Source organism: Mucilaginibacter sp. P5_A4, assembly GCF_056400605.1.
Map to the genome: position 1 here is coordinate 49,340 of NZ_JBFUKX010000003.1, position 19,077 is coordinate 68,416.

A 19,077-nucleotide genomic window follows, 5' to 3' on the forward strand; every position below is an offset into this window, starting at 1 on the left:
GATTATTATAAAGATCATTCACAACAATTAAAATTCCTTATCACCAATTTCACTGGTTGGCAGTTTTAATTTGCTGGTGAACTTGTTTAAATTAAAACTGAGATTTATCAGGAACACATCTGTTTCATAAATATAATTTGTAGATGTATAAAAGTTAGGCCCGGAGGTAGTAATACGTTGTTTACTGGCTCCCAACATCCCTAAGTTTATGTTTTGCCACTGTAGTGAAGCTGATAGACGACCGTTAATAAAAGTTTTTTTAACCGAAGTGCTTGGTACAAAAAACTGCGAGTCTTCTCCCTGGGCAGTTGGACGCCTGGACAGGTAATTTACATTTCCCTGTAAGCTTAAAGTATGGCTTAGTTGAAAGCTGGTGTTGGCATTGATGGTATAAGCCCAGTTCTTGTTGGCTATGGTAGTAGGCGTATCCAAAATTTGTATGTTGCCATTAATTTTATAATTATAAATATTGGCGCCAATATAAAGGCTCCACCATTTAACGGGTTGTAAATTTGTACCGGCCTCCAGGCCAAATAAACGGGCATTGCCCGCGTTGGTATACACCCGGTTAAGTATCGTATCGGCATAAACACTGTTTAGCCGCTGAATAGGGTTTTTAATGTGCTGATAATAGAGTGTAGTAAAAAAGGAACCTTTGGTAAAATTTCTGATCAAACCTAACTCGGCGAGGTCAATAAATTCAGGCAGCAGGTCGGGATCGCCCTCTTCCAATGTTTCTGAATGTTCACGTTCGGGAATAGGGTTTAGTTCTGAGTTTGTTGTACGGTTAATACGTTTACTATAGCCGGCCTTTATTTTCCAGCTATCGGTAAGGCTATACAACAAACTGGCCGAAGGAAAAAAATTTGACAGGTTAAGCCGGTGAACATTAGCATCGTAGGAAAGCGCGACCGAGCGTGTAGCATATTCATAACGTAAGCCACCGTTGTATTCAAGTTTTTGTATTTTCCCCGAATATTGTGTGTAAAAAGCATTAATTTCATTCTCCGCATGAAGATTTCCCTGGAAACGTGCTGCATCCGGCTGAGAGGTAGCAGGCGTAACAAGGTAATCAAACTGGCCGTCCTGCGTGTCATATCTTAACTGGTACCCGCTTTCCAATTTCCCTTTACCAATGTTAACTCCATAATCAAGCTTAAAACGATAACCACTGATTGGCCTTTTGTAGGGGTTGTATACATATTGTATAGTATCGGTTGTATTGGGGTATTTTAAATTCCTGTTTTTGGTGTTGCCAAACAAATTGGCGTGCTCATAAATAATGCCGGCTGTAAGGGTTGATTTACTGTTGAAGGTATGGGTATAATCAAAATTTGCCAAAGCAAAATCACCTTCCTTGGTCTGCAGATTTGAGTTGTAATAGGTGGTGCTTTTTATTAGCGCATTGTCATTTAGGTTTGATGTGGTATTGTTGTATAAAAGGTCGGCCCGGCGGGCCTGGTATCGTTTGCCTATCAGCAATCCGCCAGAAAGTACATTGTTTTCATCAGCAGTGTAACTTATGGTAGCACGGCCTGCATAATTATACTTTATAAAACTTCGTTCTCCGTTTGATGGAAACCTGGTAATGGTGTTGTTAACAAAGTTTTTTGTATATGCCTCACCTTCGCGATAACCGGCATTATCGTTCCGGTTATAATTCCCGCCAACAGAAACAGCCCATTTATCTCTTTTGTAATTAAAGGTAAGGTCGCCTCCAAATCTCAGCGGCTTTTCTTTGTTGCCGTAATCGGTTGTGCTGGGTAAGCCGCCCTGAATATTAGCTGCAATGGTTATGCCATCGTTTGCACCTTTCTTAGTAATGATATTGACTATGCCACCCCTGCCATCCGGATCATATTTAGCAGATGGGGCGGTAATTAGTTCGATGTTGGCAATAACATTGGCCGGCAATTGCGATAAAACGGTTTGGGCATCGGTTAGCACAGGCTTGCCATTTACCAATACCATAAATGCCGTTGAGCCGCGAACGCTGATCTCTCCCTCGCCGTTTACCGCAACAGCGGGTAGATTTTTCAGCACATCAATAGCCGAGCCGCCCCTGGCCGATTCAAATTGTCCCGCATTGTAACTTTGTTTGTCAATTTTGTTTGCGGCATTGGCAGCCTGCCCCGAAACCTTTACTTCGCTCAGCATTTTATTGCCCGGGCTCAATAGCACCTGGCCTAAATCCAACTGCTGCCCGTTTACAACAGATACAGGCTTGATGTATTTAGTTGTGTAGCCAATGAAAACGACTTTAAGCCGATAAGTGCCCGCCGGAATATTAACCAGTTGAAATTCGCCATTGCCTTTGGTAACCGTTCCGGCCACGAGGGATGAATCTGAGAGTTTAAATAAGGCTGCACTTGCATATTCTACCGGCAATTTACTTTGGCCATCGGTTACATGACCTTTAATAGAGGCGACCTGGGCAAACAGGTTAAGTTTTAGAAAAAGAAGCGTAAGAAAAACAAATGCAGATCTATTCATAACAGCCCTAAGGTAAACTGCAATAATAAAAATATTTAACCCTGTGCTACGGTAGTTTGCTCATCATTCAAGGTATAATTAGTGCTTTTATTAGCGCTGATTAGTGCAAGTTCCCGGTATTGGCCAGGGGTTAGGTTAGTATTTGCTTTAAAAAATTTAACAAAATGAGATGTATCGGCAAACTGCAGATAAAGAGCAATTTCTTTGATTGACTGGCCTGTAACTGCCAGCAAGGTTTTTGACTCCAACAGGATGCGTTCGTTAATGATTGCAGATGGAGTTTTACCGCTGATTTGTTTGCAGATTAAATTCAATTGCGCAGTTGAGATATTTAAAAGGCCGGCATAATCCTGTACCTTATTTACCCGTTCGTAATTTTCATTGATCAGGTTTTTAAACTGGTAATAAACTGCCTGGAAAGGTTTTTCACTTACAGGAGATGAGTAAGAGGAGATCTTAAGCAGAACGAGATGCAAATAAGCTTTCAACAATTTTAAGTTTGTTGTATCATGATTGTAATCGCTGCAAAAGGTATCTGTTAATTGGAAAAAGCCAACGGGATCTGATACGGTGATGCAGGTATTCAGCTGGTAAATAATGGCCAGATCCTCTTTGCTTAATAGTTCCTCCCTGAAAAGTATCACATATCCTTTAGGTATTTGCGAAAAATTCCAGCAATGCGTTTGACCTGGTTTTAAGAAATAAACAGTTGGTGGCAAAACATCAAAAGTCTGATCGTCAATTACGTGATAACCGGCCCCCCGGCTCAATATTATTAACTCAAAATAACTGGCATGCTTATGCGGAACTGTCGGCTTGATCACTTCTTTAAACAGACTGATCTTTAAAACCTGGTCGGCTTTTATTTTGGATTTAACTGGGATGCCGTTCATAATTGTAACGAAGGTAACAATTGTGTTTTTTAATCATCTGATTTCAAAAAATCATCATCAATAATCAACAGCTTTATCGCTTTATTGGATAAAGAGTTATTCGCCACCCTCTTCGCTCTGTATAGCCTGACAAAAGATTAAGGCAAGCTTTAAGCCTTCGGCCTTAAGCTTTAAGCTTTTTTCCCCTTGCTCTTTTTTGCTATTTTATTAAACTGTAAAGCCAATGCTATCCAATGTTCAAACTTTTTGCCGGCATGCACGTCATCCCCGTCTACCCAAACAAAATCCTTCATTACGCGGCTGCCGTGAATCATCTGGCGGCAATCGCCGGTTTCTAATTCAATTGCAGCCTGATCCCGGCCAATACGACAAAGCAGGCCATTATCGCGGATGCAGATACACATTTTATCATCAACCATAAAGCATAAACCCTGGAACATTTTTACCTCCTCAACCACCGGTTGATGGATCAGGGCTTCGCGTACCCGGTTAACCAATTGTTCGTTATAAGCCATATTGATATAATTGAATATATAAAAATAGGGAAACCGAATTTCAAACCAATTGTTCAATGTCTTTATTGATCCTGCTTTTTTCGCTGCCGGTTTTGGCAAGTTTTAGTGCCGTTTGCAAATGGCTAATGGCTATTTGTTTGTCCACATCTTTATAGAGGTGCCCCAATAAAACATGATATAGATGGTTATCGGTAAGCTTTAGCTTTTCGGCTTCAATTATTGCTTCCTGTTTGCCACGGGATTTATATAAGGCATAGGTGCGGTTCAGCGCAACGGCAGGTGAGTAGGCAATTTGCAGCAGGCGGTTGTACAGCTGTAAAATGCTTTCCCATTTTTCGGTAGTATCATCCTTAATGGTGTGCCAGTAAGCTATCGCGGCTTCAAGGTGGTATTTTTTTATTTGATTACCCCTGGATGCCAGGTTGAGATAGTGTTTCCCTTTTTCAATCAGTTCTTCATTCCAAAGATTGGTATCCTGGTCATCATAGCGGATCATTTCACCATGCTCATCAGTACGGGCATCAAAGCGCGACGAGTGGAAACACATCAGCGCCATCAGGGCATTTGTTTCGGGCAGGTTGGTAGTCTCGTTTTCTATCAGCAGGTAGTTAAGGCGCATGGCCTCTAAACAAAGATCCCTGCGCAGTGTTGTATCTTGGCTGGTAGAATAGTAGCCTTCGTTAAACAATAAATACAAAGTAGTTAAAACAGTTTGCAGCCTTGCATTGATCTCGGCTGCAGCCGGAAACTCAATTTTAACCTTTTGCTCCCTCAGTTTTTCCTTCGCCCTGAATAAGCGCTTGTTGATAGTTGTTTTGTTTGATAAAAAAGCATCGGCAATTTCATCAATCCCAAACCCGCAAAGAATGCGTAACGCCAGGCTAATTTGTGCTTCGGTAGCCAAAACAGGCTGGCAAATGGCAAACATCAACTGCAGCTGGCTGTCCCTGATATGCTCTTCAGACAGGTCAATTTCAAATTCCGTATAATCCTGGTGTGCAAATTGAAGTATAGGTGCAACCTTTTGGTCAAAGATCTTGTTTCGCTTTAAGTGGTCTTTTGCCCTGTTGCGGGCTACCGCGTAAAGCCAGCCTACCGGGTTATCTGGCAAGCCTTTAAGCCCCCAGGTTTCGGCGGCGCTCAAAAAAGTTTCACTGGCTATATCCTCGGCAATTTCGGGGTGTTCAAAACCGAAATGCTTATAAAGTACCGATACTATTTTGCGGTATTCGGTACGGAATAGATGAGGTAATAGTTCAGTTTTGTTCATTACAGGTAAAATGCCACCTCCGGCAGCCGGAGGTGGCCAAAATTATTTACATTTCCATCGGTACAATCTGGCGTACTTCTACATTGCCGCCAACACGCAGGATTGGGCAGCCTTTAGATATCTCTGTAGCTTCCTCCAATGAATCGGCTTTGATGATAGAATAGCCACCTATCAATTCCTTAATTTCGACATAAGGGCCATTGGTAACCACCTCGCCGGGCCTCACCACAGAGCCGGTATCACCATACAGGCGGTTTCCATTGGTAACCAGTTTGTTTTGCGCGGCAATGCTGCCCAACCAGTCCATCCATAATTTCATGGTGCTTTGCATTTGCTCTGGCGATGGTTTTTCTGCACCAGGTGCTTCAACTTGTCTGAAGATCAATAAGAATTCGTTCATGATGTTTTAAATTTAATGATTAAAGCCATAAGACGATTGGTTTTTAGGAAATAGGACAATGCAGGTAAAAAATATTAAACAGGGCAATTGGCGGTTCAAGATACATCAAATTTGCAATTGATAAATCTTTTGATTTAAATGTAGCATTTTACAATAGCCTGTATCTAAAAAGGCATAAAGCAACAAAGCATGTCGTTCGAGGAGATCTACCATACTTACTATAACAAGATATTCCGCGTATGCATGGGGTACATGAATGATCATGACCGGGCCCGGGATGTTACACAGGAAACTTTTATTACAGTGTGGCAAAAGCTGGGGCAGTTTCGTAACCAATCGGCCATCGGCACCTGGATCTTCCGGATCGCATCAAATCATTGCCTGCGTCAGCTGGAAAAACAAAATCGCATGCCTCCGGGCGAAATGCCTTTTGAGCTGGAAGATAAACCACCACCCGATACCGAAAGCCAGGTGAAGCTGCTGTACAAATACATAGCCGAACTGCCCGAGATCGACCGCATCATTATCTCGCTTGAGCTTGAAGATATCAAACAAACCGAGATAGCCAGTATTACAGGTCTTTCCGAAACCAATATCAGGGTAAAAGTTTACCGAATTAAAGAAAAACTCGCACAAAAATTCAAAAAGTATGAGCAGCAATATTGATTTTAAAGTGCTTTGGCATCAACAGCCTGACGCCGGAAAGCCCGATATAAACACGGTGATTAATAAAGCAATGGATTTGAAGCGTAAAACCAGGAATAAATTAATATGGGCTAACCTTACGTTAACCATAATTGGTATTATCGTAATTATAATTGGTGTTAAGTTAGATACCCTTGTACTTACCACCACAGCAGGAATTATCCTGATCATTTTTTCTATAGCTTCTTTTATTTTAGTAAGTAGCGGTTTGTACCTCAATCTGTTTAAAAGTCACCCAGAGGCTGATACATTTACTTACCTGGCCGAATTGGTTGCTATACAAAAGAGACAGTATTTCATCCAAACCAGGGTGTTAAACCTGTACTTTTTGTTTTTGGGCCTGGGGCTGTCATTGTATATGATCGAATCTGCCACAAAACTGAGTGCTTTATGGGGCAGTGTGGCCTACATATGCCCGTTTGTGTGCTTAGCATTAGTTTATTTTTATATAACCCCCAGGGAGTTTAAAACGCAACAAGCCGAAATGAACGCTACAATACAGAAACTGCAGGCTATAAATGACCAATTGGTATTATTAAAAGAGGGAAAGTAAGCCGTTAATTATTAATGCTGGTGTTGAATTAAGCATTGGTTTGAAACAAATTCAATAGCTTTACATCTAAATACCATGGAAGGTCAAAAAATAACTCAGGCAATAGCAACTTTATTTAAAGCAATAGATGATCGTGACTGGCTGTTGGGGCTAAGTGTATTGGCAAAAGAAACTTTTCTGGATTATTCGTCGATGAACAATACAGAACCATCTGTGCATAACCATGAACAGGTAATTGATGCATGGGAATCTTTTTTACCCGGATTTGATAGAACCCAACACCAGCTTTCGGAATTTAAGGTACAGCTGCACGGTCATGAGGCCGATGTGTTTTATGTTGGCAAAGCAGATCATTTTATTGGCGACGAGATTTGGACAACAATTGGCAACTACAACACCCGGCTGGAGAAACAAAAGGGTACATGGTTAATAACTTACCATAAACTAACCTACGATAGGCAAAGCGGTAATACTAGTCTGCCAAAGCTGGCTCATCAAAAAATAACCGCAATGCGTAATAAGCAGTAAGCTGCTGTTTGAATTTTGTAAGTTTTGGTTTGATATTGATAACCTCCCGGTCTTATTGCCAGTTTAAATTTGTATCAACAAAAACAAAAAACCTATGGAATACAGAAATTTAGGGAACACAGGCGAAAAATTATCGGCCATTGGCTTAGGCTGTATGGGGATGAGTTTCGCTTACGGTCCTGTTGATAATGAGGAATCATTAGCCACACTTAACCTTGCGCTCGATCTAGGTATAAACTTTTGGGATACTGCAGACATGTATGCCAATGGCAAAAACGAAGAATTGATTGCCAAAGTACTTAAGCAAAACCGCGATAAGGTATTTATAGCCACCAAATTTGGTTTCAGGTACAGGGATGTCAACGCGCCGTATTCGGGCAGCGGGAGTTCAAATGTGTATTTCGATGGCTCGCCGGCTTATATTAAAACCGCGGTTGAAAAAAGCCTGAAACGGTTAGATATCGATACTATCGACCTGTACTACGCCCACCGCGTTGACCCCAACATACCCGTTGAGGATATGGTAGGAGCGATGTCCGAATTGGTGAAGGAAGGTAAAGTACGTTACCTTGGCTTATCAGAAGCTTCGGCAGCAAGTATCCGTAAGGCCCACGCTATTCATCCTATTGCTGCACTGCAAAGTGAATACTCATTGTTGAGCCGCGATGTGGAGCACGAAATATTGCCTGTGTTGCGGGAGTTGAACATATCATTAGTGCCATACAGTCCGCTGGCCCGTGGTTTGGTTACCAACACCGTGAGCAAGGATGATTTGGCTGCTGACGATTTCCGCCGGACGCTGCCGCGTTTCAGTGACGATAACTGGGATAACAACCAAAAGCTTGCCGATGCTTTTGCCGATATGGCGCAGCAAAAGAATGTTACACCAGCCCAACTTGCTTTAGCCTGGGTATTGGCGCAGGGCGATGATATAATCCCCATCCCCGGCACCAAAAAACGCAAGTACCTGCAGGAAAATGCCGGAGCAGTTGATATTAATTTATCGGCTGCAGATCTGCAGGATATAGGCGACCTGTTAAAAAAATACCCTGATACAGGCCAGCGCTATACCGAGGCATCTTTGAAAATGACCAACCTGTAGTTTATCGGGTTTTAACGAATATCAGCCAATGAAAGATCATCATTACAAAGCCAACATCAGCTGGACGGGTAATACGGGGTTGGGAACAAAGGATTATCGTTCTTATGAACGCAGTCACACTATCAGCATTGAGGGTAAGCAGGATATTTTAGGTTCGTCGGATCCGGCATTTAGGGGAGATAAATCCTGCTATAGCCCGGAGGACCTGTTGCTTTCATCCATATCTGCGTGTCATATGCTGTGGTACCTGCACCTTTGCACCACGGTTGGTGTTGTTGTAACTGCTTATGAAGATAATGCAGAAGGTACCATGGTTGAAACAAGCGATGGCGGCGGCTATTTTTCCGGGGTGATATTAAAGCCATTGATAACATTAAAGGATGCAGCGATGCAGGCTAAGGCTGATGAGCTGCACCATGAGGCAAATAAATTGTGCTTTATTGCAAACTCGGTTAAATTTCAGATACTACACGAAGCACAGTACCAGGTAGTGGATTAATATTCTCAATTTTTTCATCTAAAAGTTTCAGGATTTAATCCGCAGTTCAAATGAAACACCCTGATTTGTTCTTGACGTAGGTTGACCAAATGAAAGACATCCCCGTACATCAGCTAAAAGAACGTGGCACATCGGGACTTGGAGATTGAGCGTTTCCCGGAAGGAGATATACCTAAAGAGGATGAACCGCTTGGTGCCAACGGTAACGATCATTATATTTTTGTTGTATGGGGGGCAGCATCGCTGATGATTGATTTTTATGAGATTGAGTTAACAGGGGTATCCTTCGGGCCAGATTAAGGTGCGGGTTTTTGGGGATTAAGCTTTTTGAATACATCGGCTAATATTTTCACAGCTTCTTCCAGTTCTTTGGGGTTGAGTGATGCGAACCCCAGCCTCACGTATTGGTGATTCTGGCTGTTATCATAAAAATAATCCTTACCATTATTGATGGTAAGCCCCATGGCAGCGGCTTTTTCGGCAACATCTGCAGGTTTTATGTCATCAGGGTATTTTACCCAAACCGCAAACCCCCCATCCGGTATCCTGAAACTTACCTGATCGCCAAGGTATTCTTTTAATAAAGCGCAAAGGATATCCCGCCTTTCATGGTATAATTTATTTGCCTTTTTAAGGTGCCTGGTTATATCCCCATTTTTCAACAGGTTGGCTATGCCCTCCTCCAGTAAGTGTTCGCCTTGCCTGTCAATCAGTTTACGTAGGCGGGTAGCCTGCACAATCAGGTTTTGCGGTGCTATCATAAATCCTATTCTTATGCCAGGCGCTATGGTTTTGCAAAATGAACCCACATAAACTACGCTACCATAATAATCGGCACTTGCTAACGGTAATATGGGGCTGCTGGCATAATGAAAATCATAATCGTAATCGTCCTCAATAATGGCAAAACGGTATTTGCGGGCCAGATCAAGCAGGCGGATACGCCGGTCGGCACTTAAAGTTACCGTAGTAGGGCGGTGGTGGTGAGGGATCACATATACCAGTTTTACCTTTTTCTTCCGGCAGATGTCCTCAACTACATCCAAATCAATACCATGCTCATCGACAGGCGCTAATAATAATTTGGCGCCAGTTTGCTCAAATACTTCATTGGCGCCAGGGTACCCGGGATCGGCAGCAATTACCACATCATATTTACTCAACAGGATCTGGGCGGCCAGGTAAATAGCCATCTGCGCACCTTTGGTAACCAAAATATCCGCTGGCGTAACTTGTAAGCCCCGCGTTTCGCCCAGGAAACGGGCCAGCTCGGTGCGCAGGTTTACCGAACCCTGCTCCGGACCGTAAGTTAAATACTTTTGAGTGAATTGATAATTGGCAAAGCGCCTGTATTCTCTCACCAGTAATTCAACCGGCGCCATCCTTGTATCCGGGAAACCATCATCAAATACAAGGGGGCGATATTTATTCTCCACAAACAGATCAGGATAGGGAACCTTCTCATCCACTTCAAAAAAGGTTTTATCGGGATAAGTGTTTTTCTTCAGCGCCTGATTGATAGGTCGTGGTGATACAACAGGCAGGTTCCCGGCTACAAAAATGCCTTTCCGCGGGTAAACATCCACCCAGCTTTGGGCATATAATTCGTTGTAAGCGGCCACTACGGTTTTACGGTGAACCTTTAGCCCAGCTGCAAGCAATCGGCTGCTGGGCAGTGCAGACGCCGGCTTTAAGGCGCCCTGCCTGATGTGCCTTATAATGCTGTTGGTTATCTGCAGGTAAACGGGTACCTGCGCATCCTTATCTATGTGTATTAACCCGGCTGTAAACAACATGTTGGACTACCTTGTTTGTGTTTTCTGGACTATAAAGGTAGGCCAATGGATGTGTAATTTTATATCAGCAAATAAAAAAATATGCAGCTCATTAAAAACTATTCATTCCCATCCATCGCTTTGCGAGGTACCCTGGCAACAAGTTACCTATGGGAAGTAGCCGATCGCCTGGGTTTTTTTGGTGCCCACGGGCAACCTCACGTAGGCTGGGGCGACTGGCAACACTTTATGACCTATGCCCGCCAGGTTATGAACTTTTTACCCGAAGCAATTATACCAACACTGGCAGTAATAGCCACCGTTGGCGAAGCTACTATTGGGATATTATTATTGGTTGGTTTATTTACGCGGATCGCTGCATCCCTTAACTGCCTGCTCAGCCTGGCTTTTGCACTATCCATGGCCATATCCGGTGGCCTTGAATCGCCGATAGGTTATTCTGTTTTTACAGTAAGCGCTGCAAGCCTGTTGCTGGCCACCCTGCCAGATTATAAATGGAGCATCGATTCATTATACACAAAAACTAAAAACAATCATGACACAAATTAAGCAACAAAAAACACCTGCATTACTGGTAATAATAGCGTTTGCAACAGTTTATATAGTATGGGGTTCAACCTACTTTTTTATACAAATGGCAGTGCATGGCTTTCCTCCAATGCTGATGGGAGCATTGAGGTACACTGCCGCCGGCCTGTTAATGCTTGGCTGGTGTGCTTTTAGGGGCGATAAGATCTGGGTAAAAAAGGATGTGGTCAATTCTGCAGTAAGCGGCTTGCTTATGCTATTTTTAGCTACAGGGATAGTGATCTGGGTTGAGCAAACTTTGCCCAGCGCCATGGTTGCCATTACGGTTTCTGCCGGGCCCATCTGGTTTGTAGCATTGGATAGGCTTAACTGGCGTACCAACTTTAAGAGCAAGGCAACCATTGGTGGCCTGATAATTGGTTTTGCCGGTGTAATACTGTTGTTTGGCGAACAGGTAAGCAAAGCTCTTGCGGGTAGCCCCCATACTTCAACCATTTTGGGTGTTGCATTGTTAGTTTTGGGGCCGATAGCATGGTCGGCAGGTTCATTATATTCAAAACGGAAAGCAAGCAGTGCCCCGGCACGTTTAAATACAGCATGGCAAATGATTATTGCGGGTGTTGCCTTCTTGCCTGCAGGTGTAATACATCATGAATTTAACGGTTTTAGTTTGATGAGTGTACCTACATCATCATGGGTGGCCATAATTTACCTTATCGTGTTTGGGTCTATCGGTGCATTTAGCGCTTATATATGGCTGTTGCAGGTTAAGCCGGCAACGCAGGTAAGTACCCACTCTTATGTAAATCCGGTAATTGCGGTTCTTTTAGGTGTATTGTTTGCCAATGAGCACATCTCATTATTGCAGATTATTGGCCTTGTTGTTATATTATTGAGCGTATTACTCATAAACCTGGCAAAATACCGTAAAGCAAATACCCGGCAAAATGTTATACCAATCACTGGTTTAAAGGAAAACGACCTAATGGTAAAGGCTTGTTAAATATGTTATATAGTAACCTGTAGGTTAACAGCCTCGTTTATTTACAGGTTACCTAATGAATTCCACAGGTTTGGATTATCTCTTATATACGTTAACTGCTCAATAACTTCCTCAACTTCAGCTACACTTAATGATCGTTCACCGGCAGTGTACGAGAATACATTAGCTGGTTCTTCAAAAGCAATAAAACCTAAGTAATCAGGATCATTAATTTTATCGAGGTGCAAACTACTCTCTTTGTTAAAGCTTTGGTTTGGGTCGCCTTTAGCCCTGTCAATGAATAGGCTATAGGTATAACTAATTACCGGGTGACCATTTAAGTGCGCCTCAGTATCAGGTATAGCCATTAAATGGAGATGGCTTTTTAGCGTAAAAAAGAGCGGTTTCATAATTGGTTATTAAAGTTAACCTTTTAATTTCAAATTGTTAAAAGTATCATGGCTTTTATTTGATGATGAGCAACCGGGGAAATCGCTGTCGTAATTGCACCCACAAAATGTCAGGTATAGCCATTGTAGGTTGTGGTAATCATCCTTAAATTCGGATATTAAAAAAGACATTTATATGGAAAGCGCAAATAATCAGAATAATGAAAATGCCGAACGCATTAGTATCATCGAAACTACAAAAATGATTGAGGCCAAATATTCGCACCTTGATGGTTCAACGTTTGTGATGTTAAAAATGAGCAAAGCGAGTTTTAACGATGTTGACCTCAGCAATTTGAAAATTGAAAACGCCAATTTAAGTGATCTTGAAATTGAAGGGGCACAATTGGGCGGCGCTTATATACACAACATCGGTATGCCACCCCAAGGACATCCTGCTTATGATGAAAATGCCAGGCAACGTCCCCTGCGTTTTGAGGATTGCGAACTGGAAGGCAGTACAATAACCAATTGTAATCTTAAACAAGTGGCTATTACCCATTGTAATACAGAGGGGATGACTATAAATGGTATTTTAGTTGATGAGTTGCTAAAAAATTACAAGGGATAAAATATTTTTAATAAATATGGTACTATGTATTGTATAGTACTGTGTTTTGTATTAGCTTTGTGATGACATTGACGCATTAACAATTATCATCATGAAAAAAATACACCTATTAATTGCTTTGGCAGGGCTATTAACCCTGGCAACAGCTTGTCGCTTTGGCGGAAGACATACTACCATTGTGGAGAACAATAATGGTACCATCGTGAAAATAGAATACGGCGGAAAAACCTATTTTACTGAAGATGGAAAAGGCATCAAAAGCATTTCGCCACATGGTTATGTAAAATTTAGCCGTAACAGCGATGACTTTGTGGCCGAAGACGATAATGGCCGGATAGTTTATGAAATAAATGGTGGTGGTAAGCAAACGCACCTTGATGAGGATGGGAAGGCGTTTTTAGCCCGGGCAGTTAAGGAAATGATTAAAAGAGGGCATAATGCCGACGGGAGGTAATGCTCAATTTGAAGATTTGTTAATTTGAAGATTTGAAAATGGATCCTTTGAATCCTGTTAAAAAAGCTGGTGATTGATCTTTCCGGTTTTTTATTTTGGTTTAATTTTTAAGTTGCTATTTATTTTCAAATCGTCAAATCACCGGATCTTCAAATTAAAATTGTTAAATTGAGCATATGAAAATATTTGTCAGCATCGTATTTGTATTGTTAATATATTTATTTAACCCGGGTTTGGCCCGCGCACAATCAGTATCGGTGGATGCCCCTAAAAACACAGGTCAAACCTTAAAGATAAGCCGTAACAAAATTGATTCCCTTGACAAAAAACTGATAGAATTACTGGGAGAGCGGGAGAAGGTTGTTAAAGAGATTGGTGTTTACAAAGCCAAAAACAATATCCCCCCGCTACAAACCGACCGCTTTAAACAAGTACTTGAAAAAGCCATTGAGGCCGGCAAACAGGAAAGCTTATCAGAAACCTTTGTTATCGAATTAATGAACGCCATCCACAAGGAAAGTTTGYGGATAGAGGAGGAGATTAAAAACCAATAAATAAAAGCCTCAACTCATCAAAAAGTCATAAACCGGCTTTCTAAAGTGTATAAATTACACAATGTAGTTTACCGTATCAAAACATTTCTTCGGTAATATTAATAATTATGAAACTAACTGATTATGAGCCATATTTGTTGTTATTTGTTTGGTATTAAACCGTATCATTTAGCCAACAAGTAGTTATAAATCAATTATTTATAGCCTTTCTTATTTGCTTTATTCAAATTAACTTTCTTAATTTGGGATACCGGAACCGCTTTCTGATCAGCGATGTTGCCTGYCGGAGACCAATTAAGTTAAACCATGAATAAAAAAATATTACTCACTTGTTTTATTGCAGGTAGCTTGCTGCAGGCCGGTTGGGTAAATGCCCAGGTAAAAGCGGTGTTCTCTGCCAAAAATAAGAATGTAAAGGTTATTGTTTCTGATAACGAAGCGGGAGTTAAATTTAAAACCACCGAGACGTTAAAGTTTACCGATAGCCCGCAACCTGGCGAAACAGAGGTTGCTGTTTTTGTTGATCCGGCAAAATCATTCCAAACCATGCTGGGTATTGGCGGTGCATTAACAGATGCCGCTGCCGAAACCTTTTACAAACTACCTAAAGACAAGCAAAAAGAGTTTTTAATGGCCTATTATGATAAAGATAAGGGTATTGGCTATACATTAGCCCGTACCAATATCCAAAGCTGTGATTTTTCGAGCGATAGCTACAGCTATATAAAGGAGGGCGATGCATCGTTGAAAACATTTAACATCAGCCATGACAGGGCCTACCGCATACCTTTTATAAAAGCTGCAATGACCGCTGCCGGTGGTAAGCTTACTTTGTTTGCATCGCCATGGAGCCCGCCTGCATTTATGAAGGATAATAACAGTGTTTTACATGGAGGTAAGCTTTTGCCAAAGTACTATCAAAGCTGGGCAAATTTTTATGGCAAATTTATAAGGGCTTATGAAAATGAAGGTGTGCCTGTATGGGGGCTTTCGGTACAAAATGAACCTATGGCGTCACAAACCTGGGAATCATGTAAATACACCGCCGAAGAGGAACGTGATTTTGTAAAGAACTTTTTAGGCCCAACATTACAAAAACAAGGCCTGGCCAATAAAAAATTAATTGTTTGGGACCATAACCGCGATTTACTTTATCAACGTGCCAGTACTATATTGGAAGATCCGGCGGCGGCAAAATATATCTGGGGTGTTGGTTTTCACTGGTACGAAACCTGGACCGGTGCAGGGCAGCAATTTGAAGCTACCCGCCGTGTACATGAGGCATTCCCCAGTAAAAACCTGATTTTTACGGAAGGGTGCATTGAAAAATTCGACTTTGATAAAATTAACGACTGGTCGCTTGGCGAAAGGTATGGCCTTTCCATGATCAATGATTTTAATGCCGGTACTGTAGCCTGGACAGACTGGAACATCCTGCTTGATGAAAAAGGCGGACCAAATCATGTTGGTAACTTTTGCTTTGCACCGGTACACGCCGATCTGCGCAATGGTAGCCTAATCTATACCAGCTCATACTATTATTTGGGGCATTTCAGCAAATATATCCAGCCGGGTGCTAAGCGTGTAGCTGCTGTTGCCAGCAGAGATAAGCTTTTAACTACTGCTTACCTAAACCCTGATGGCAAGTTAGCCGTAATAGTAATGAATAAAACCGAAGAGAAAATTGAATATAGTTTATGGATAAAAGGTAAAGCTGTGAAAACAACCAGCCAGCCGCACTCCATAACTACCCTCGTAATAGAATAAAAGACCTTTTATAATCAACTAAATCTCAGATGTATGGTGGATCATTTATGGTCCACCATTATCATTACCGGGAAATGGTCTGATGGTAATTTGGCCTCGTACTTTTTAGTCGCATTGTTTAAAGTACGGTAACTATCTGTCAATATCCCATATCTTTTTACCGCGAAATCTTTGCTCAGGAAGATATGATCTATTCGTCCTTTTGATTTGTTTTCAGCATTAAAGTCATTGAATGTGCCATTCTGGGCATATTTTATGGGCGAGAGCTCGTATGCATCCTTCAGTTTGCCCGATGTATTGATCACTGCATAGCTATCTGATGTTTCGTCGACATTAAAATCGCCAGATAATATAACCGGTTCATTAGCTGTCATTGCTTTAATTTTTGCCAGAACGAGTTTGGCACTTTCGCGACGTGCTATTACACCAATGTGATCCATATGGAGGTTAAAATAATAAAATTTATAACCTGTTTTTATTTCCTGGAACGATGCCCACGAGCAAATTCGCGGCAGGGCTGCATCCCAACCTTTATTAGGGCGGTTGGTTATAGGTGATAGCCAGAAATCACCATGCTTAAGCAACTTAAATTTGTTTGTTTTATAAAATATAGCCGAAAACTCCCCCTCTGTTTTACCATCATCGCGCCCTATGCCGGTATAGGCATATCCTGGCATTGCCGAAGTAAGATTTTTTAATTGATGAACAAGACCCTCTTGTGTGCCGAAGATATCAAAATCATGAAACTGTATCAATTTAGCTATAACAGGAAGGCGCTGCTTCCAGCCGTTGCCCCGTAAGGAATCATCATTGGTGGCGTTATCGTTACGAAGATTATAAGTAGCTACTGTAAAATGCTGCGCAAAAACAAAAGGGCACGAGAAAACAGTAAGCAATAAAATAAGCAGAAGCTTTTTCATAGAATGTATTTAGATAGATTGCAGGCAAAAATAACCGGTTGTTGTTAAATAACCGTTAAGTAATGTGTTTGTTTATGTAAGACTTCGGGATTAAGATGGGTATTGAAGTCAGTATATAAATTTCACCATAAGGGCAGATCCCGTGATCTCTGAATTTTACAATTACTCAAACACAACCGTCTTGTTTTTAGAAACAAACACACGATCTTCAAATATCAACTTAAGCGCTTTAGCTAATACCGCCGTTTCAATTTCCTGCCCGGCCTTTACCATGGTTGCTGCACTAAAGGTGTGATTTACCGGGATGATCTGCTGGGCAATAATAGGGCCTTCATCCAGCTCATTTGATACAAAGTGGGCGGTAGCGCCTATCAGCTTAACGCCGCGTTCAAAAGCCTGGCGATAGGGGTTAGCGCCGATAAAAGCAGGTAAAAAGGAGTGGTGGATATTGATTATCCGCATGGGGAACTTTGCTACAAAGGCCGGCGATAAAATGCGCATGTATTTGGCCAGTATTACATAATCCGGTGCATGTTGCTCAATAGTATCGCTTATTTTTTGTTCAAATTCTTCCTTACTTATTTGCTCATGCGATATATGGTAAAAAGGCATATCAAAACGTTCGCAAATGTTTTGCAGGGTGGCGTGGTTGCCAATCACGCATTGAACAGTTGCTCCCAGGGTTTTAAAATAATTACGGATGAGTATATCGGCAAGGCAATGATACTCCTTTGTTACCAGCACAACCACTTTTTTTTCGGGAAGGGGATTTACCGAAATAATTGCGCCGGCAGGCAAAACTTCTTTTAATTTTTGTGCAAGATTTTCATTATCCCCATCTTCTACCTCCAGGCGCATAAAAAATATGTTCTCGCTTTTATCAACATGTTCGCGCATCGAAACAATGTTCAATTGGTATTTTGCTAATATAGCCGATATAGATGCAACCAGGCCCACCTGGTCTTTACACTGGATAACAATAATCATGGTTTAATGATACAAAGAATTTTGTTGAAATTAAGGAATAAGATTTTTTTTGAAATATTTATAACTCGTTGTATCAAAGTATTTAGCGCCTGCGTAATGCTGTATATAACCTTGTATTATGAAATACCTTGCCCTTGTAATTGCCGCGCTGGTTCTATGCAGCGTTAGTTCATGCAATAAAGATGGTTTACCGGGCCCTGCTTCCACATCAATATTTGGTAGCTGGCGTTGGGTAAAATCTGTTGGGGGCATAGCGGGGATGACAATAACGCCCCAAAGTGCCGGGTATAACTTAACCCAGGTATATGGGAATGACAGCACTTTTAAAATGTTCAAAAAAGATTCGGTTATGCTTTCCGGCAAATTTTTAATAACCCGCAATTATAAATATTCGGCTACCGAAACGATAGATCTGTTGAAGATCAACGATCTGCAGGCCCATGCATTTATTATCAGAAATGATACTTTGTTTTTGAATGATGTATTTATCAGCGACGGTTTTAACAGCGTATATGTGCGGGTTAAACCAGATTAATAGTTTTAAAAGTCATCCCGTAAATGCTGGCCAGCTTACCCGGGTCCCACAAGCAAGGTGATCAATTACAGATGAAACCTTGCAAGTGGGAGGCTGATCTACCGAAAGGCAGATCAGCATGACTTTAATTTTTTTCGCCATCCGGCACAAAGTTTACCTCCTGCCCGGTACCAAAAGTAACATATACACGTCGCCATGGCTCATCGTCTATCAGCTTCCATTGATGAGCCGTTCCTGTTGTATCCATGGCTATCAGTATTTCGCCCGGGCGTAAAATAAAGGTTTCGCCTGTACGGGTTTCAAATTCCAATGTGCCGGATAGGTTGATCACATATTGCCAGGCAGGCGCGTTGTGCCAATCGTAAAACGAATGCGGGGGCGATTCCTGGAACCGGATAGTTGAAGCCGGGTTAAAAATCATTTCGGCTACTGTTCCTGATTGCACATGTGAGTGCCCGTCTTCGCCGGTATATAGTTTATAAGCTTTTATCATTTCATTTTACTTGTGGCAACGGTTGCTAAGCTAATATTTTTACGGTTTTTAATTGTAACGCCTGCACAATGTGTATGTAATTA

General features: G+C 41.7%; 23 protein-coding genes. 13 read left to right on the forward strand and 10 right to left on the reverse strand.

What is annotated here, in order from left to right:
- Positions 1 to 27: 27 nt before the first annotated feature.
- The 5 genes from AC1DQW_RS03100 to AC1DQW_RS03120 form a co-directional block, all read right to left on the reverse strand.
- Complete coding sequence (locus tag AC1DQW_RS03100; RefSeq protein ID WP_477452804.1) at positions 28 to 2,493, reverse strand: TonB-dependent receptor; 2,466 nt, start codon at positions 2,491 to 2,493, stop codon at positions 28 to 30.
- A gap of 35 nt (positions 2,494 to 2,528) precedes the next feature.
- Entirely contained in the window at positions 2,529 to 3,386 is an 858-nt protein-coding gene (locus AC1DQW_RS03105; protein ID WP_477452805.1) for a helix-turn-helix domain-containing protein, read from the reverse strand.
- 170 nt (positions 3,387 to 3,556) lie between these two features.
- Entirely contained in the window at positions 3,557 to 3,901 is a 345-nt protein-coding gene (locus AC1DQW_RS03110; RefSeq protein ID WP_477452806.1) for a TfoX/Sxy family protein, read from the reverse strand.
- A 40-nt stretch (positions 3,902 to 3,941) separates the two neighbouring features.
- Positions 3,942 to 5,171 (reverse strand): RNA polymerase sigma factor, encoded by a 1,230-nt coding sequence (locus tag AC1DQW_RS03115; RefSeq protein ID WP_477452807.1) that lies wholly within the window; start codon positions 5,169 to 5,171, stop codon positions 3,942 to 3,944.
- A 46-nt stretch (positions 5,172 to 5,217) separates the two neighbouring features.
- Entirely contained in the window at positions 5,218 to 5,571 is a 354-nt protein-coding gene (locus tag AC1DQW_RS03120; RefSeq protein ID WP_477452808.1) for a YciI family protein, read from the reverse strand.
- Between the two features lie 189 nt (positions 5,572 to 5,760).
- On the opposite strand from AC1DQW_RS03120, the gene AC1DQW_RS03125 reads away from it, so the two are divergent.
- The 6 genes from AC1DQW_RS03125 (at position 5,761) to AC1DQW_RS03150 (ending at position 9,258) form a co-directional block, all read left to right on the forward strand.
- Positions 5,761 to 6,237: an RNA polymerase sigma factor gene (locus tag AC1DQW_RS03125; protein WP_477416982.1), complete on the forward strand. Its 477-nt coding sequence runs from the start codon at positions 5,761 to 5,763 to the stop codon at positions 6,235 to 6,237.
- Complete coding sequence (locus AC1DQW_RS03130) at positions 6,221 to 6,829, forward strand: hypothetical protein (RefSeq protein ID WP_477452809.1); 609 nt, start codon at positions 6,221 to 6,223, stop codon at positions 6,827 to 6,829. Before AC1DQW_RS03125 ends, AC1DQW_RS03130 begins: the two co-directional genes overlap by 17 nt.
- A gap of 75 nt (positions 6,830 to 6,904) precedes the next feature.
- Positions 6,905 to 7,357, forward strand: coding sequence for a nuclear transport factor 2 family protein (locus tag AC1DQW_RS03135; RefSeq protein ID WP_477452810.1), 453 nt, complete (start codon positions 6,905 to 6,907; stop codon positions 7,355 to 7,357).
- A gap of 94 nt (positions 7,358 to 7,451) precedes the next feature.
- Entirely contained in the window at positions 7,452 to 8,459 is a 1,008-nt protein-coding gene (locus AC1DQW_RS03140; protein ID WP_477452811.1) for an aldo/keto reductase, read from the forward strand.
- 28 nt (positions 8,460 to 8,487) lie between these two features.
- Positions 8,488 to 8,958 (forward strand): OsmC family protein, encoded by a 471-nt coding sequence (locus tag AC1DQW_RS03145; RefSeq protein WP_477452812.1) that lies wholly within the window; start codon positions 8,488 to 8,490, stop codon positions 8,956 to 8,958.
- 123 nt (positions 8,959 to 9,081) lie between these two features.
- Positions 9,082 to 9,258, forward strand: a complete 177-nt coding sequence (locus AC1DQW_RS03150) for a hypothetical protein (RefSeq protein ID WP_477452813.1) — start codon at positions 9,082 to 9,084, stop codon at positions 9,256 to 9,258.
- Here AC1DQW_RS03150 and pdxR read toward each other — a convergent pair.
- On the reverse strand, positions 9,255 to 10,754 hold the full coding sequence (gene pdxR / locus AC1DQW_RS03155; RefSeq protein WP_477452814.1) for a MocR-like pyridoxine biosynthesis transcription factor PdxR: 1,500 nt from the start codon (positions 10,752 to 10,754) through the stop codon (positions 9,255 to 9,257). The genes AC1DQW_RS03150 and pdxR overlap by 4 nt on opposite strands.
- An 81-nt stretch (positions 10,755 to 10,835) precedes the next feature.
- Between pdxR and AC1DQW_RS03160 the strand changes: the two genes are divergently transcribed.
- Both AC1DQW_RS03160 and AC1DQW_RS03165 read left to right on the forward strand, forming a co-directional pair.
- On the forward strand, positions 10,836 to 11,303 hold the full coding sequence (locus AC1DQW_RS03160) for a DoxX family protein (protein WP_477452815.1): 468 nt from the start codon (positions 10,836 to 10,838) through the stop codon (positions 11,301 to 11,303).
- Complete coding sequence (locus AC1DQW_RS03165) at positions 11,290 to 12,285, forward strand: EamA family transporter (RefSeq protein ID WP_477452816.1); 996 nt, start codon at positions 11,290 to 11,292, stop codon at positions 12,283 to 12,285. Before AC1DQW_RS03160 ends, AC1DQW_RS03165 begins: the two co-directional genes overlap by 14 nt.
- A 41-nt stretch (positions 12,286 to 12,326) precedes the next feature.
- Here AC1DQW_RS03165 and AC1DQW_RS03170 read toward each other — a convergent pair whose 3' ends face one another.
- A complete protein-coding gene (locus AC1DQW_RS03170; RefSeq protein ID WP_477452817.1) occupies positions 12,327 to 12,674 on the reverse strand; it encodes a hypothetical protein in 348 nt (115 codons plus the stop codon).
- Positions 12,675 to 12,849: 175 nt separating this feature from the next.
- Here AC1DQW_RS03170 and AC1DQW_RS03175 point away from each other — a divergent pair, with 175 nt between their 5' ends.
- The 4 genes from AC1DQW_RS03175 to AC1DQW_RS03190 all read left to right on the forward strand — a co-directional run bounded on the left by AC1DQW_RS03175 (position 12,850) and on the right by AC1DQW_RS03190 (position 16,059).
- Positions 12,850 to 13,284 (forward strand): pentapeptide repeat-containing protein, encoded by a 435-nt coding sequence (locus AC1DQW_RS03175; RefSeq protein ID WP_477452818.1) that lies wholly within the window; start codon positions 12,850 to 12,852, stop codon positions 13,282 to 13,284.
- Positions 13,285 to 13,375: 91 nt separating this feature from the next.
- Positions 13,376 to 13,738, forward strand: a complete 363-nt coding sequence (locus AC1DQW_RS03180) for a hypothetical protein (protein ID WP_477452819.1) — start codon at positions 13,376 to 13,378, stop codon at positions 13,736 to 13,738.
- Positions 13,739 to 13,914: 176 nt separating this feature from the next.
- The gene (locus tag AC1DQW_RS03185) at positions 13,915 to 14,292 is read left to right on the forward strand and encodes a chorismate mutase (RefSeq protein WP_477452820.1); all 378 of its coding nucleotides are present in this window, start codon (positions 13,915 to 13,917) and stop codon (positions 14,290 to 14,292) included.
- Positions 14,293 to 14,598: 306 nt separating this feature from the next.
- Positions 14,599 to 16,059, forward strand: a complete 1,461-nt coding sequence (locus AC1DQW_RS03190; protein ID WP_477452821.1) for a glycoside hydrolase family 30 protein — start codon at positions 14,599 to 14,601, stop codon at positions 16,057 to 16,059.
- Positions 16,060 to 16,100: 41 nt separating this feature from the next.
- On the opposite strand, the gene AC1DQW_RS03195 is transcribed toward AC1DQW_RS03190, so the two are convergent.
- Together AC1DQW_RS03195 and purU are read right to left on the reverse strand one after the other, a co-directional pair.
- Positions 16,101 to 16,979 (reverse strand): endonuclease/exonuclease/phosphatase family protein, encoded by an 879-nt coding sequence (locus tag AC1DQW_RS03195; protein WP_477452822.1) that lies wholly within the window; start codon positions 16,977 to 16,979, stop codon positions 16,101 to 16,103.
- A 162-nt stretch (positions 16,980 to 17,141) separates the two neighbouring features.
- Positions 17,142 to 17,966: a formyltetrahydrofolate deformylase gene (gene purU, locus AC1DQW_RS03200; protein WP_477452823.1), complete on the reverse strand. Its 825-nt coding sequence runs from the start codon at positions 17,964 to 17,966 to the stop codon at positions 17,142 to 17,144.
- A gap of 118 nt (positions 17,967 to 18,084) precedes the next feature.
- On the opposite strand from purU, the gene AC1DQW_RS03205 reads away from it, so the two are divergent.
- Positions 18,085 to 18,501 (forward strand): hypothetical protein, encoded by a 417-nt coding sequence (locus AC1DQW_RS03205; protein ID WP_477452824.1) that lies wholly within the window; start codon positions 18,085 to 18,087, stop codon positions 18,499 to 18,501.
- Positions 18,502 to 18,625: 124 nt separating this feature from the next.
- Here AC1DQW_RS03205 and AC1DQW_RS03210 read toward each other — a convergent pair whose 3' ends face one another.
- A complete protein-coding gene (locus tag AC1DQW_RS03210; RefSeq protein WP_477452825.1) occupies positions 18,626 to 18,994 on the reverse strand; it encodes a hypothetical protein in 369 nt (122 codons plus the stop codon).
- Positions 18,995 to 19,077 lie beyond the last annotated feature (83 nt).

Excerpts from the sequence above, each read along its gene's own strand:
- AC1DQW_RS03190 (WP_477452821.1), top strand. The coding sequence starts at position 14,599 with ATGAATAAAAAAATATTACTCACTTGTTTTATTGCAGGTAGCTTGCTG.
- AC1DQW_RS03135 (WP_477452810.1), top strand. The coding sequence starts at position 6,905 with ATGGAAGGTCAAAAAATAACTCAGGCAATAGCAACTTTATTTAAAGCA.
- AC1DQW_RS03105 (WP_477452805.1), bottom strand. The coding sequence starts at position 3,386 with ATGAACGGCATCCCAGTTAAATCCAAAATAAAAGCCGACCAGGTTTTA.
- AC1DQW_RS03140 (WP_477452811.1), top strand. The coding sequence starts at position 7,452 with ATGGAATACAGAAATTTAGGGAACACAGGCGAAAAATTATCGGCCATT.
- AC1DQW_RS03115 (WP_477452807.1), bottom strand. The coding sequence starts at position 5,171 with ATGAACAAAACTGAACTATTACCTCATCTATTCCGTACCGAATACCGC.
- AC1DQW_RS03100 (WP_477452804.1), bottom strand. The coding sequence starts at position 2,493 with ATGAATAGATCTGCATTTGTTTTTCTTACGCTTCTTTTTCTAAAACTT.
- purU (WP_477452823.1), bottom strand. The coding sequence starts at position 17,966 with ATGATTATTGTTATCCAGTGTAAAGACCAGGTGGGCCTGGTTGCATCT.
- AC1DQW_RS03110 (WP_477452806.1), bottom strand. The coding sequence starts at position 3,901 with ATGGCTTATAACGAACAATTGGTTAACCGGGTACGCGAAGCCCTGATC.
- AC1DQW_RS03125 (WP_477416982.1), top strand. The coding sequence starts at position 5,761 with ATGTCGTTCGAGGAGATCTACCATACTTACTATAACAAGATATTCCGC.
- AC1DQW_RS03175 (WP_477452818.1), top strand. The coding sequence starts at position 12,850 with ATGGAAAGCGCAAATAATCAGAATAATGAAAATGCCGAACGCATTAGT.
- AC1DQW_RS03160 (WP_477452815.1), top strand. The coding sequence starts at position 10,836 with ATGCAGCTCATTAAAAACTATTCATTCCCATCCATCGCTTTGCGAGGT.
- AC1DQW_RS03210 (WP_477452825.1), bottom strand. The coding sequence starts at position 18,994 with ATGATAAAAGCTTATAAACTATATACCGGCGAAGACGGGCACTCACAT.
- AC1DQW_RS03195 (WP_477452822.1), bottom strand. The coding sequence starts at position 16,979 with ATGAAAAAGCTTCTGCTTATTTTATTGCTTACTGTTTTCTCGTGCCCT.
- AC1DQW_RS03170 (WP_477452817.1), bottom strand. The coding sequence starts at position 12,674 with ATGAAACCGCTCTTTTTTACGCTAAAAAGCCATCTCCATTTAATGGCT.
- AC1DQW_RS03205 (WP_477452824.1), top strand. The coding sequence starts at position 18,085 with ATGAAATACCTTGCCCTTGTAATTGCCGCGCTGGTTCTATGCAGCGTT.
- AC1DQW_RS03120 (WP_477452808.1), bottom strand. The coding sequence starts at position 5,571 with ATGAACGAATTCTTATTGATCTTCAGACAAGTTGAAGCACCTGGTGCA.
- pdxR (WP_477452814.1), bottom strand. The coding sequence starts at position 10,754 with ATGTTGTTTACAGCCGGGTTAATACACATAGATAAGGATGCGCAGGTA.
- AC1DQW_RS03180 (WP_477452819.1), top strand. The coding sequence starts at position 13,376 with ATGAAAAAAATACACCTATTAATTGCTTTGGCAGGGCTATTAACCCTG.
- AC1DQW_RS03165 (WP_477452816.1), top strand. The coding sequence starts at position 11,290 with ATGACACAAATTAAGCAACAAAAAACACCTGCATTACTGGTAATAATA.
- AC1DQW_RS03130 (WP_477452809.1), top strand. The coding sequence starts at position 6,221 with ATGAGCAGCAATATTGATTTTAAAGTGCTTTGGCATCAACAGCCTGAC.
- AC1DQW_RS03145 (WP_477452812.1), top strand. The coding sequence starts at position 8,488 with ATGAAAGATCATCATTACAAAGCCAACATCAGCTGGACGGGTAATACG.